This is a genomic window from Streptomyces sp. B1866 (assembly GCF_031932565.1).
Taxonomy (GTDB): domain Bacteria; phylum Actinomycetota; class Actinomycetes; order Streptomycetales; family Streptomycetaceae; genus Streptomyces.
The window spans coordinates 1-14,362 of sequence record NZ_JAVSCF010000023.1; the positions used below are offsets into that span (position 1 = coordinate 1).

General features: G+C 75.3%; 3 protein-coding genes. All 3 read left to right on the forward strand.

Translation table 11 applies throughout. The features are described from left to right. Positions 1 to 318: 318 nt before the first annotated feature. The 3 genes from RKE29_RS05860 to RKE29_RS05870 all read left to right on the forward strand — a co-directional run bounded on the left by RKE29_RS05860 (position 319) and on the right by RKE29_RS05870 (position 14,344). Positions 319 to 2,781 carry a SpoIIE family protein phosphatase gene (locus RKE29_RS05860; RefSeq protein WP_312003959.1) on the forward strand — a complete coding sequence of 821 codons (2,463 nt, stop codon included), beginning with the start codon at positions 319 to 321 and terminating at the stop codon, positions 2,779 to 2,781. A gap of 456 nt (positions 2,782 to 3,237) precedes the next feature. Beyond that, positions 3,238 to 12,687 carry a non-ribosomal peptide synthetase/type I polyketide synthase gene (locus RKE29_RS05865; RefSeq protein WP_312003960.1) on the forward strand — a complete coding sequence of 3,150 codons (9,450 nt, stop codon included), beginning with the start codon at positions 3,238 to 3,240 and terminating at the stop codon, positions 12,685 to 12,687. Next, positions 12,677 to 14,344: an NAD(P)/FAD-dependent oxidoreductase gene (locus tag RKE29_RS05870; protein ID WP_312003961.1), complete on the forward strand. Its 1,668-nt coding sequence runs from the start codon at positions 12,677 to 12,679 to the stop codon at positions 14,342 to 14,344. The genes RKE29_RS05865 and RKE29_RS05870 overlap by 11 nt, the downstream gene beginning before the upstream one ends. Positions 14,345 to 14,362 lie beyond the last annotated feature (18 nt).

The following is a 14,362-nucleotide window of genomic DNA, read 5'->3' on the forward strand; positions in this document are numbered from 1 at the left end:
GGCGGCCGCGGACCCGGCGGGGCGCGCGCGGGCCGCGCGGGTGCGGGCTCGGACGGCGAGTCCGGGCCCGCGGACGGCGGCGACGCGGAGGGCGGACCAGAGGCCGGAGCGCGGGGAGGCGCGGGGACGGCGGGCGGGGGCGGCGAGCCCGCCGCCGTCTGACGTCGCGCACCGGCAGGCCACGTACGGCCGACCGGTGCCGCCGGACCACGGTAGAGCACCCCCGGGATGGGGAAAATATCCCGAGAAAGGGATATTTTCGGCAGAGCGCATCGGGCCGGCCGCCGGGCCGGACCAGCCGGAGTGGGGTGGCCGACCGTGGCGACACGCGAGGGGAACGACCTGCGCGGACTGCGTGCCGTGTCCGGCGTGGCCGACGCCGCCTCGCTGCTGCTCGACGCGCGCGGGCGCGTCACGGGCTGGTCCGCCGACGCCGAGCGGCTGCTCGGCTATCCGGCCGAGCGGATCGTCGGCCGGCCCGCCACCGCCCTGCTCGCCGCGGGCGGCGACGGCCGCAAGCCCGACGTGGCCCGGCGCTGCGGCGCGGACGGCGGCTGGTCGGGCGTGCTGTGTGCCCGGCACCAGGACGGCCGCGAGCTGCCGCTGAGTGTGCGGGTGGTCGCCCTGGCGGACGCCGCCGGGCCCGACCGCTGGCTGGTCCTGGCCGTCGCCGCGGCGGGCGCGCCCGGGCCGGGGATGAGCCGGGACGTCCTGGAGCGCATGGTCGTGAACACTCCGGTCGGCATGGGCGTGATGGACACCGGCCTGCGGTTCGTGTGGACCAACCCCGCGCTGGAGCGCTACGGCGGCGGCACGTCCGAGGAGCGGTACGGCAAGCGCTTCGCCGAGTGCCAGCCGGGGCTCGCGCCCGACCTGGTCGAGGGCCAGATGCGGCGGGCGCTGGAGACGGGCCGGCCGGTGGTCGACTTCGAGTACGTGGGCCGGCCGCGCTCCGATCCGACCCGGGACCGGGCGTTCACCACGTCGTTCATCCGCCTGGAGGACTCCGGCGGGCGGCCCTTCGGCATCGGCTACACGGTCGTCGACGTCACCGACCGCTACCGCTCCCGGCAGCGGCTGGCCCTGCTGGACCGGGCCAGCGAGTACATCGGCCGCACGCTCGACGTCCTCCAGACGGCCCAGGACCTGGCCGACGTGGCCGTGCCCGAGCTGGCCGACTTCGTCGCCGTGGACCTGCTGGAGCAGGTGGTCGGCGGCGGGGAGCCGCCGGCCGGGCCGCTGGGCGACGCCGGTCTGGTGCGGCTGCTGCGCGGCGGCCAGCAGTCGGTGAACGCCGGGGTACCCGAGGCCGTGGTCGCCGTCGGCGGCCCGGCCGTCTACCACCCCTGGGCGCCGGTCATCCACTGCCTGGTCGGCGGCACCTCCTGGCACGCGGCCCGGCTCGACCCGCTGGCCCGGGAGTGGGCCACCGACATCCCCGGCGGCCGGGCGGCGCGCTTCGCGGAGCTGGGGCTGCACTCCGCGATCGTGGTGCCGATCCGGGCGCGGGGCGTCACCCTCGGGGTGACCACGTTCTACCGGCGGCAGCGCGAGGAGTCCTTCGACGAGGACGACCTGCGGCTGGCGGAGGAGTTCGTGGCGCGCGCGGCCGTGTGCATCGACAACGCCCGGCGCTACACGCGCGAGCGGGACGCCGCCCTGGTCCTCCAGCACAGCCTGCTGCCCCGCGGCACCCCCGAGCAGACCGCCGTGGACGTGGCCTCCTGCTACCGGCCCGCCGACGAGCTGGCGGGCGTGGGCGGCGACTGGTTCGACGTGCTGCCGCTGTCCGGCGCCCGGGTCGCCCTGGTGGTGGGCGAGGTGGTGGGGCACGGCATCGACGCCGCCGCCACCATGGGACGGCTGCGCACGGCCGTGCAGACCCTCGCCGACCTGGACCTGACGCCCGAGGAGCTGCTGGGCCACCTGGACGACCTGGTCGGCCAGGTCAGCCGCGAGGAGGGGGCCCGGCCCGGCGGCGGCGCGCGGGCCCTGGGCACGACCTGCCTGTACGTGGTCTACGACCCGGTCACCCGGCGCTGCCGCATGGCCGGCGCCGGCCACCCCGCGCCCGCGATCGTGGCGCCGGACGGCTCGGTGGAGTTCCCCGACCTGCCGGTCGGGCCGGCGCTGGGCATCGGGGGCCTGCCGTTCGAGTCCGTGGAGCGCACGCTGGAGGAGGGCAGCGTGCTCGCCCTCTACACCGACGGGCTGCTGGCCGGCCACCGGGACACCGGCGCGGGCCGGGAGCGGCTGCGCCGGGTGCTGGAGCGGCAGATCCTGCCGCTGGACGGCCTGTGCCGGACGGCCGTGGACAGCCTGCTGCCCGAGCGGCCGCCCGACGACGTGGCCCTGCTGATGGCCAGGACCCGGCGGCTGGGCGAGGACCAGGTGGCCTCCTGGGACCTGCCCGCCGACCCCGCGGTCGTGGCCCGCGCCCGGGAGACGGCGCAGCGGCAGCTCGACGCCTGGGGGCTGGCGGGCCTGGCCTTCACCACCGAGCTGGTCGTCAGTGAGCTGGTCACCAACGCGATCCGGCACGCGACCGGCCCGATCAGGCTGCGCCTGATCCGCGACCACGCCCTGATCTGCGAGGTCTCCGACGCCAGCAACACCTCGCCGCACCTGCGGCACCCGCGCGCGACGGACGAGGGCGGCCGCGGCCTGTTCCTCGTCGCGCAGCTCACCCAGCGCTGGGGCACCCGCTACACCCCGGGCGGCAAGGTCATCTGGACCGAGCAGTTCCGCTCCGAGCGAGCCGACGGCTCCGGCTGGCTCTGACGGGAACGGACGGGAACGGCGGGACCGGCGGGACCGGTCGGCGTTCTCGGGCCGCCGTACCGCGACACCTCGGGATATCCCCCGCACGACACGCCCGGCCCCCTTTTCTCCACCGAGACCCAAGCGCGAATCGAGTGTTCTTCAAGTCGCGGCCGCTACTAATAGCACCGCAACGCATGCTTTCGGTGACGACCAGATGAGACGAGGGAGGGCACGTGTCCCCGAGCGCCGCGGAGTGCGTCGGTGGCGGTGCCGCCGCGGGATCCCGCGCGGCATGACCTCGTCTGCCCCGGCGCCCGCATCCTCCCGAGCCCCGAACAGCATCGCTGGGCCCCACCAGGCCTGTCTTGATCACGTCCTTCCCTGACGCCCGCGTACGGCTCCCCTGACCGGCGCGGCGTCGCGCACCGCCACCCTGAACCTGGCCGTAGCGCCCCTGACTTCGAGGATTCGCCCATGACGGACTCACCCAGTGCCGTTTTCCGCGACAAGATAGCGATCGTCGGCATGGCGTGCCGCCTGCCGGGCGGCGCGTCCGACTACCGCGCGTTCTGGCGGAACCTGATGGCGGGCCGGGACTGCATCACCGACACGCCGCCCGACCGGTACGACGTGGCGACCCTCGGCAGCCGGGACCGGACCAAGCCGGGGCGGCTGGTGGGCGGCCGGGGCGGGTACATCGACGGCTTCGACGAGTTCGACCCCGCCTTCTTCGGCATCAGCCCGCGCGAGGCCGAGCACATGGACCCGCAGCAGCGCAAGCTGCTGGAGGTGTCGTGGGAGGCGCTGGAGGACGGCGGGCTGCGGCCCGGGGACCTCGCGGGCTGCGACGTCGGCGTGTTCGTCGGCGCCTTCACCCTTGACCACAAGATTCTCCAGTTCTCCGACCTCAGCTTCGACACCCTGGCCGCGCACACCGCGACCGGCACGATGATGACCATGGTGTCGAACCGCATCTCCTACTGCTTCGACTTCCGCGGCCCCAGCCTGTCGATCGACACCGCGTGCAGCTCCTCCCTGGTGGCCGTGCACCTGGCGTGCGAGAGCCTGCGCCGCCGGGAGAGCGGCGTGGCGCTGGCCGGCGGCGTCCTGCTGCACATGGCGCCGCAGTACACCATCGCCGAGACCAAGGGCGGCTTCCTGTCCCCCGACGGCCGGTCGCGCACCTTCGACGCGGGCGCCAACGGCTACGTGCGCGCGGAGGGCGTCGGCATGGTCGCCCTCAAGCGCCTGGACGACGCGCTGCGCGACGGCGACCCGGTGCACGCGGTGATCATCGGCAGCGGCGTCAACCAGGACGGCCGCACCGGCGGCATCACCGTGCCGAGCCCGGACGCGCAGGTGACCCTGATCCAGCGGGTCTGCGCCGAGGCCGGCATCGAGCCCGGCGCGCTGGGCTACGTCGAGGCGCACGGCACGTCCACGCCGGTCGGCGACCCGATCGAGGCGAACGCGCTCGGCCGCGCCCTGGCGGTCGGCCGCAGGCCCGGCGCGAAGGCGTACGTCGGCTCGGTCAAGACCAACATCGGGCACACCGAGTCGGCCGCGGGCGTCGCCGGGCTGATCAAGACCGTGCTGTCCCTGAAGCACCGCACGATCCCGCCGCACATCAACCTGGAGCGCGTCAACCCGGCCATCGACCTCGCCTCGCTGCCGTACGAGATCCCCACCCGGCCCACCCCGTGGCCCGACCACGAGGGCCCGGCGCGGGCCGGGGTGAACGCGTTCGGCTTCGGCGGCACCAACGCGCACGTCCTGCTGGAGGAGGCCCCGGCGCGCCCCGCCCCGGCCGTCTTCGGACCACTGGACGCGGCGGACGGGCCGGTGCCGCGCCCCCGCTTCCTGGTGCTGCCGCTGACCGCGCGCGACCCGGACGTCCTGCCCGAGGTCGCCCGCGGCGTCCGCGCCGAGCTGGCCGGCGAGCACGGCGCGCCCGTGGACCTCGCCGACCTGGGCCACACCCTGGCGCACCGCCGCCAGCACCTGGAGTCCCGGCTGTCGGTGGTCTACGACTCGCGCGCGTCGCTGGCGGAGGTGCTGGCCGCCTGCGAGCGGGGCGAGGCCCACCCGCGCGCCCTGCCCGGGCGGCAGCGGGAGGAGCGGCGGCTGGTGTGGGTGTTCACCGGCATGGGCCCGCAGTGGTGGGCGATGGGCCGGCAGCTGTACGAGGCCGAGCCGGTCTACCGGGCGGCCGTCGACGCCGTCGACCGGGAGATCGCCGCGCTCGCCGGCTGGTCGCTGACCGAGGAGATGGCCGCCGGCGAGGGCGAGTCCCGGATGGCCGAGACGTGGCTCGCGCAGCCGGCCAACTTCGCCGTGCAGGTGGGCCTCGCGGCGCTGTGGCGCGCCTACGGCGTGCGCCCGGACGCCATCGTGGGGCACAGCACCGGCGAGGCGGCCGCGTTCTACGAGGCGGGCGTCTACACCCTGAAGGACGCGGTCAGGATCATCGTGCACCGCAGCCGCCTCCAGCAGAAGCTGGTGGGCACCGGCACGATGCTCGCCGTCAGCCTGCCCGAGGAGGAGGCGGCCCGGCGGGTGCGGCCGTACGGCGACGAGGTGTCGGTGGCCGCCGTCAACAGCCCGACCGCGGTCACCCTCGCCGGGGACGCGGACGCGCTGGCGCGGCTGGCCGAGGAGCTGAAGGCCGCGGGCGTCTTCGCCAGGTTCCTGTCCGTACGGGTGCCCTACCACAGCGCCCGGATGGACCCGGTCAAGGACGAGCTGCTGTCGTCGCTCGACGGCCTGGCGCCGCGCGCCGCGCGCGTACCGCTGTACCTGACCGGCCAGGAGGGCGTCGCGCACGGCACCGAGCTGGACGCGGGCTACTGGTGGAAGAACGTCCGCGACGCGGTGCGCTTCCGCGCGGCCGTCGACCGCCTGGCCGACGACGGCTACCGGGTGTTCCTGGAGCTGGGCCCGCACCCGGTGCTCGCCCACTCGATCGCCGAGTGCCTGGCCGCCAAGGGCGCCGACGGGCAGACCCTGCCCTCGATCCGGCGGCAGGAGGACGAGGCCGAGCGGTTCGCGATGTCGCTGGCCGCGCTGCACAGCCTCGGCGCGGACATCGCGTGGGACGTGCTGCACCCGGCGGGCACGCAGGTGCCGCTGCCGCGCTACCCGTTCCGGCGCGACCGGTACTGGACCGAGCCGGCGCCGGTGGAGCAGGTCCGGCTCGGCCGGCTGGACCACCCGCTGCTGGGCCGCCGCCTGGCCAGCGCCGAACCGGCCTGGGAGGCGCGGCTCGACACCGAGGCCCTGCCCTACCTCGCCGACCACCGCATCCAGGGCAGCGTGCTGTTCCCCGCCGCCGGCTACGTGGAGATGGCCGTGCAGGCCGTGCGGGCGATGACCGGGGGCGGCGAGGCGGCGCTGGCGGACATCGAGCTGCGCAAGGCGCTGTTCCTGCCCGAGGGCGAGGCGCGGGCGGTGCAGCTGTCGTTCTCCTCCGAGGGCGCCGCGTTCACGGTGGCCACCGCGCCGGCCCCGGGCGGGGAGCGCACCGTGCACGCCACCGGCGTGGTCCGCACCGGCCAGCGCAACCGCCTTCAGGCGGTGCTCGACGCGGAGGCGGTCCGCACGCGCGGCGAGCGGCACCTGGCGGCCGCCGAGTGCTACGCGGCGCTCGCGGACCTGGGCTACCACTACGGCCCGGCGTTCCAGGGCATCGAGGAGGTGTGGATCGGCCGCGGCGAGGCGCTGGCCCGGCTCGGCCCGCCCGCCGCGCTGGGCGGCGGCGCCGCCGGCCACCACCTGCACCCGGCGCTGCTCGACGCCTGCTTCCAGACGCTGCTGACGCCGCAGATCCTCACCGCGCCGGACGCGGCCGACGCGGCCGACGGCCCCGGCGCGCCGGGCACCGGCATCCGGCTGCCGCTGTCGATCGGCGAGGTGCGGGTGGACGAGGTCGGCGACCGGCCGCTGTGGGTGCACGCGACGCTGCGGCCCGGCACCGGCGACGACCTCGTCGGCGACCTGGCCCTGTACGCGGACGACGGGGCGCCGCTGGGCCGGATCAGCGGGTTCCGCGCGGCCGACGTGGAGAAGGCGTCCGCCGCGGTGGCCCTGAGCACCATCGACGGCTGGCTGGCGGACGTCACCTGGATCGACGCGCCGCCGCCCGCGGCGGCCGGCGAGGTCGCCGGCGGCCTGGCCATCGCCCGCGCCGCGGGCGACTGGCTGATCCTGGCCGACGCCGGCGGCGTGGCCGAGGAGCTGGCCGAGCTGGTGACCGGGCGCGGCGGCCGGTGCCACCTGGTCCGGCCGGGCCCGGCCTACCGGCTGGGGCGCGGCGGCGAGCCGTCGGCGGTCGCCCCGGACTCGGCGGCGGACTTCCGTCGGCTGCTGGCCGGCCTGGCGGACGCCGGGATGTCCTGCGACACGGTCGTCCACCTGTGGAACCTGGACCTGCCGCGGCTGGCGGACACCGGCCGGGACGCGTTCGGCGCGCACGCCGCCGCCGGCGCGTACTCGCTGGTCGCGCTCGCGCAGGCGCTGGCCGGGCGGCAGGCCCCCGGCAGGTTGCACGTGGTCACCCGCGGCGCGCAGGCGGCCGCGCCCGGCGAGGCGGTCGAGCCGCTGGGCGCGCCCGCCTGGGGCGTGGGCCGTGTGCTGTGGCACCAGGAACTCCTCGACCACCGCGGCAAGCTGATCGACCTCGACCCGGCCGCGGGCACCGGCCGGGCCGCGCGGCGCGTGGAGGCCGAGGCGCTGCTGCGCGAGGCCGCGGCGGCGGACGAGGACGAGATCGCGCTGCGCGGGCGGGCCCGCCGCACCAGCCGGCTGCGACCGGCCGGCGACCTGACCCGCCCGCTGCCGCTGCGGCTGCGCCCGGACGGCAGCTACCTGGTCACCGGCGCGTTCGGCGCGCTCGGCCGGCTGCTGTGCCGCACCCTGGTGCGGCGCGGCGCGCGCCGGCTGATCCTGGTGGGCCGCGGCCGGCTGCCCGAGCGCGACCGGTGGCACGAGCTGGACCCGGACAGCCCGGCCGGGCAGCGCGTCCGCTTCGTCAAGGAGCTGGAGGAGCTGGGCGCCCACGCCGTGCTCGCCCCGCTGGACGTCACCGACGAGGCGGCGCTCACCGGCTGGCTGGCGGAGTACCGGCGGCGCGACTCGCCGCCGGTGCGCGGCGTGTTCCACCTGGCCGGGCAGGTCCGCGACACGCTGGTGCCGGAGATGGACCGGCCGGTCTTCGACGCGGTGTACGACCCGAAGGCCGTCGGCGCCTACCTGCTGCACCGGCACCTGGCCGACGAGCCGCTGGACCACTTCGTGCTGTTCGCCTCGGTCGCCTCGCTGCTGACGACCGCCGGGCAGACCAACTACGCGGCGGGCAACGCGTTCCTCGACGCGCTGGCCCACCACCGCCGCGCCCGCGGCCTGCCGGGCCTGAGCGTGTCCTGGGGCCCGTGGGCGACGGGCATGATCGAGGAGCTGGGCCTGGTGCGCCACTACCGGGAGAGCCGGGGCATGAGCTCGCTGTCCCCGGAGGCGGGCATGGCCGTCTTCGAGCGGGTCATCGGCCAGGACCGCGCGCACCTGCTGGTGGCCACGATCGTGGACTGGCCGGTGTTCCTGTCCTGGTACCCGGTGCCGCCGCCGCTGGTGGCCGAGCTGGCCGCCGCCGCGCAGGACACGTCGTCCGGCGAGAGCAGCGGCTTCCTGGACGCCTTCCGCGAGGCGGGCGAGGAGAAGCGCCGCCTGCTGGCGGCCGAGCGGTTCACCGCGCTGGTCGCGGGCGTGCTGCGGGTGCGGGCCGAGCAGGTCGACCCGGCCGTCAGCCTGGGCGCGCTGGGCCTGGACTCGCTGCTGGCCATGGAGCTGCGCACCCGCGTGCACGCCGACCTGGGCGTGGCGCTGCCGGTGGTGGCGCTGCTGAGCGGCAGCCCGTTCGCCGACCTGGTCGGGCAGTTGCACGACGGCCTGGCGGACCTGGTGGCGGACGGCGCCGGGGACAGCGCGCAGGGCGCGGCCGTGGAGGTGCACACGGACGAGGCGCGCTATCCGCTGACGCAGAACCAGAAGGCGCTGTGGTTCCTCAAGCAGCTCAACCCGGACGGCTTCGCGTACAACATCGGCGGCGCCGTGGAGGTGCGGGTCGCGCTGGAGCCGGACCTGATGTTCGACGCGGTGCGGGTGCTGCTGGCGCGGCACCCGAGCCTGCGGGCGAACTTCCTGCTCGACCAGGGGCAGGCGGTCCAGGTGATCTCCCCCGAGCCCAAGGAGGACCTGGCCCTGTTCGACGTGCAGGGCACCCCGTGGGACGAGATCTACCAGACGATCATCCGCGAGTACCGCAAACCGTACGACCTGGAGCGCGACCCGCTGGTGCGCTTCCGGCTGTTCAAGCGGGCCCCGGACCGCTGGCTGATCATGAAGGCCGTCCACCACATCATCTCCGACGCGATCTCCACGTTCACCTTCATCGAGGAGCTGCTGGCGGTCTACGAGGGCCTGCGCGCGGGCCGTACCGTCGAGCTGCCCCCGGTGTCCGCCCGCTACCTGGACTTCCTCAACTGGCAGCGCCGCTTCCTGGCCGGCCGGGACGCGCGCCGGATGCTGGAGTACTGGCGCTCCCACCTGCCCGAGCGGGTGCCGGTGCTGGCCCTGCCCACCGACAAGCCGCGCCCGGTGGTGCAGACGCACAACGGCGCGTCGGAGTTCTTCGTCCTGGACGAGGAGCTGAGCGCCCGGGTGCACGCGCTGGCCCGCGAGCACAACGTGACCGTGTTCATGGTGCTGCTGAGCGCCTACTACGTCCTGCTGCACCGCTACTCCGGCCAGGACGACGTCATCGTCGGCAGCCCGGTGACCGGCCGCACCCGGGAGGAGTTCGGCGGCGTCTACGGGTACTTCGTCAACCCGCTGCCGCTGCACGTCAGCCTGGCCGGCGCGCCCACGGCCGGGGAGCTGCTGGAGCGGGTCCGGCACGCCGTGCTCGGCGGCCTGGACCACCAGGAGTACCCGTTCGTGCTGCTGGTGGAGAAGCTGGGCCTGAAGCACGACCCGAGCCGGTCGGCGGTGTTCCAGGCCATGTTCATCCTGCTCACCCACAAGGTGGCCACCGAGAAGTACGGCTACCGGCTGGAGTACATCGAGCTGCCCGAGGAGGAGGGCCAGTTCGACCTGACCCTGTCGGCGTACGAGGACGAGGCGGAGCACCGCTTCCACTGCGTCTTCAAGTACAACACCGACCTGTTCCTGCCCGAGACGATGCGGCGGCTGGCCGGCCACTACGTCAACCTGCTCGACGCGCTGACCCGCGCGCCCGCGACGCGGCCGGTCGCCCGGCTGGACATGCTGGGCGAGCGGGAGCGGGCGCGCATCCTGGGTGAGTGGAGCGGCGCGGACGAGGGAAGCGGCGCGGGCGAGCGGGCCGGGGCGGCCGAGCCGGTGCACGTCCTGTTCGGCCGGGCCGCGGCCGAACACCCGGACGCGGTGGCGGTCGCCGACCCGGCCGGCCCGGGCGGGCCGCGCCGGATGACGTACGCCGAGCTGGACGGCTGCTCGGACCGGGTGGCGCGCCGGCTGCGCGACCGGGGCGTGGCCGAGGGGTCCGTGGTGGCGCTGTGCCTGGAGAAGTCGCCCGAGCTGGTGGCCGCGGTTCTCGGGGTGCTGAAGGCCGGCGGCGCCTACCTGCCGCTCGACCCCGGCTACCCGGCCGACCGGCTGGCCCACATGGTGCGCGGCGCGGGCGCGGCGCTGGTGGTCGCGGACCCGGCCGGCCGGGAGAGGCTGGCCGCACTGCCCGGCGGCGCCGCGGGCGTGCTGGCGGTGGACGGCCTGCTCGCGCCCGACGGCCCGGGTGAGCAGGCGGCCGTCCCGGTCGCGGTGGGCGGGGACGCGCCCGCGTACGTCATCCACACCTCCGGCTCCACCGGCCGGCCCAAGGCGGTCGTGGTCGGCCACGCCAACCTGGCCGCGGCCTACGCCGGCTGGCGGGACGCGTACGGCCTCCGGCGGGACGTGCGCGTGCACCTCCAGATGGCGAGCCCGTCGTTCGACGTGTTCACCGGCGACCTGGTGCGGGCGCTGGCCTCGGGCGGCACGCTGGTGCTGGCCGGCCGCGACCTGCTGTTCGACACGGCGCGGCTGTACCGGGTGATGCGCGAGGAGCGGGTGGACTGCGGGGAGTTCGTGCCCGCGGTGGTGCGCGGCCTGATGCGCTACTGCGAGCGGGAGGAGGTCCGGCTGGACTTCCTGCGGCTGCTGGTCGTCGGCTCCGACGCCTGGAAGGTGGAGGAGTACGAGCGGCTGCGCGGCCTGTGCGGGCCGGACACGCGGGTGGTCAACTCCTACGGGCTCACCGAGGCGACGATCGACAGCGCCTACTTCGAGGGGCCGGCCGACGGCCTGGAGCCCAGCCGCATGGTGCCCGTCGGGCGGCCGTTCCCGGGCAGCCGGCTGTACATCCTGGACGAGCACGGCGAGCCGGTGCCGCCGGGCGTGCCGGGCGAGCTGTGGATCGGCGGCTCCGGGGTGGCGGCCGGCTACGCCGGGGACCCGGAGCAGACCGCGCGGCGCTTCGCGCCGCTGCGGCTCGGCCGCGAGGCGGACGCCGCGCCGGAGCGCGCCTACCGCACCGGCGACCTGGCCCGCTGGGACAGCCGCGGCCGCGTGCACCTGCTGGGACGCGCCGACGCGCAGGTGAAGGTGCGCGGCCACCGGGTGGAGCCCGGCGAGGTCGAGTCGCACCTGGCGCTGTGGCCGGGCCTGGCGCAGGCGGTGGTCACCGTGCGCCCGGACGCGCGCGGCGAGGCGGAGCTGTGCGCGTACTGCGTGCCCGCGCCCGCGGCGCGCCTGGACTGGCGGGAGCTGCGCCGCCACCTGGCCGGCTACCTGCCCACCTTCATGATCCCCGCGCACTTCACCGAGCTGCCGGAGCTGCCGCTGACGGCGAACGGCAAGGTCGACGTGGCCGCGCTGCCCGAGCCGCGCGCGGAGGCGGAGGACGCCGGGTCCTACGAGCCGCCGGTGACGCTGTACGAGGTGCGCATGGCCGCCCTGTGGTCGTCGCTGCTGGGCCTGGAGCGGGTGGGCCTGCGGCACGACTTCTTCGAGTCGGGCGGCAGCTCGATCAAGCTGATCGAGCTGATCCACCACCTCCAGACCGAGTTCGCCGTGAGCGTCCCGGTCAGCCACCTGTTCCGGGTGACCACCCTGCACGGCATGGCCCGTACGGTGGAGCGCATCGTCACCGGGCAGCTCGCCGGGGCCCAGCCGTACCTGCGGTTCAACACCGGCCGCGGCCGGCCGGTGCTGTTCTGCTTCCCGCCCGCGGGCGGCCACGGCCTGGTCTACCGGCAGTTCGCGGCGCAGCTGCCGGAGTACCAGTTCGTCGCCTTCAACTACGTGCCCGGCGACGACCTGGTGCGCCGGTACGCCGACCTGGTGGAGTCCGTGCAGCCCGAGGGGCCGTGCGCGCTGTTCGGCTACTCCCTCGGCGGCAACCTCGCCTTCGAGGTGGCCAAGGAGCTGGAGGGCCGCGGGCGGCACGTGCCGGACGTGGTCATCATGGACTCGTACCGCATCCCCGAGTCCTTCGAGCCGGCGCCCGAGCACCTGGCGGAGTTCGAGCGGGAGCTGGGCGAGCACCTGCGCAAGCACACCGGCACCGAGGCGGTCGCCGAGGAGACCCTGGCGCAGGCCCGGGAGTACATCGGCTTCTGCGGCCGCCACCCCAACCTGGGCACGGTCCGCGCCGCGGTGAGCGTGATCTCCGACGAGCACAAGGAGGCGTTGTACGCGGCGGGCCAGGAGGGCACCTGGCACGGCGCGTCGGCCACGCACAGCGCGGTGCTGCGCGGCCACGGCCGGCACGCCGACATGCTGGACGAGGAGCACATCGCCGGCAACGCGGCGCTGACCCGCGGCATCCTGACGGGCGGTGAGGCACGTGCCGCGTGAGACGGGTGGCAAAGACGACTGGAGCGAGCGGCACCGGCCGGCCGGCGGCCGGCCGCGGGTGATCATCATCGGCGCGGGCGTCGGCGGCCTGTCCACCGGGGCGTACGCGCAGATGAACGGGATGGACACCCGCGTCTTCGAGAAGCACGTGCTGCCCGGCGGCTGCTGCACCGCGTGGTCGCGCGAGGGCTACCTGTTCGACTACTGCATCGAGTGGCTGGTGGGCACCGGCGCGGGCAACGAGGCGAACCAGATCTGGCGGGAGCTGGGCGCGCTCGACGGCAAGACGATCACCGACTTCGAGGTGTTCAACACGGTCGTCGGCGAGGACGGCAGGTCGGTGACGTTCTACAACGACGCCGACCGGCTGGAGCGGCACCTGCTGGAGGTCTCCCCCGCCGACGCGCGGCTGATCCGGTCCTTCTGCCGCGACCTGCGCCGGTTCGCCGGCATCAGCCTGTACCCGTTCCTGAAGCCGGCGGCCTTGCGCACCACCGGCGAGAAGCTGCGGATGCTGCGCACGGTGCTGCCCGCGTTCCGCCTGTTCTGGCGCACCGCCGCCACGCAGATGAACGCCTTCTCGGGGAGGTTCCAGGACCCGCTGCTGCGCCGGGCGTTCCCGAACATCTTCTTCCAGGACCACGAGGTCTTCCCGCTGCTGCCGTACCTGTTCAACATGGCGGGCGCGCACAACCGCAACTGCGGCTTCCCGCAGGGCGGGTCGCTGGGCCTGGCCCGGTCCGTCGAGGAGCGGTACACCGGTCTCGGCGGGCGGATCACCTACCGGGCGCGGGTGGAGCGGATCCTGGTGGAGGGCGACCGGGCCGTCGGCGTGCAGCTGCGCGACGGGCGGCGGTACTACGCCGACCACGTGGTGGCCGCCTGCGACGGGTACACCACGCTGTACGGCCTGCTGGAGGGCCGGTACACCAGCCCCCGCGTCCACCGGCTGTACACCGACCTGCTGCACCGGCCCGGGGTGATCTACCCGGGCGTGGTGTCGGTGTTCCTCGGCGTGGACGGCGAGGTGCCCGACGACCGGCACAGCACGACGTACCTGCTGTCCCGCGAGGACGGCGCGGTGCTGCACGCGGCGCAGGACAGCCTGGCGGTGCAGATCCGCTCCCGCTACTCCGACGGCTTCGCCCCGCCGGGCAAGTCGGTGCTGCACTGCACGTACTTCAGCGACTTCGACTACTGGCACGGGCTGCGCAGCACCGACCGCCGGGCCTACCGGGCCCGCAAGCAGGAGGTCGCGGACTTCGTGCGCGGCTACCTGGAGAAGCGCTATCCGGGCCTCGGCGGGCGCGTCGAGGTGGTGGACGTGGCCTCGCCGGTGACGAACAAGCGCTACACCGGCAACCACAACGGCAGCATCCTCGCGTGGATGGCGTTCACCGACGCCGACGACGTGATCGGCAAGGTGGTCAACAAGGACCGCTGCCGGCTGGACGGGCTGGACGGCTTCTGGCTGGCCGGCCAGTGGGCGGGCGGCGGCGGACTGATCCGGGCCGCGTCCACGGGCCGCTTCGTGGCCCAGTACCTGTGCCAGGAGCTGGGCCGGGAGTTCCGGGCGTGGGAGTCGGTGCCCGCCGGGCCCTGGCACCCGGACAAGCTGGGCCACCTGCCCCAGCTCGACCGCCGGCCCGTCCGGTGACCGGCCCGGACTTCCGCC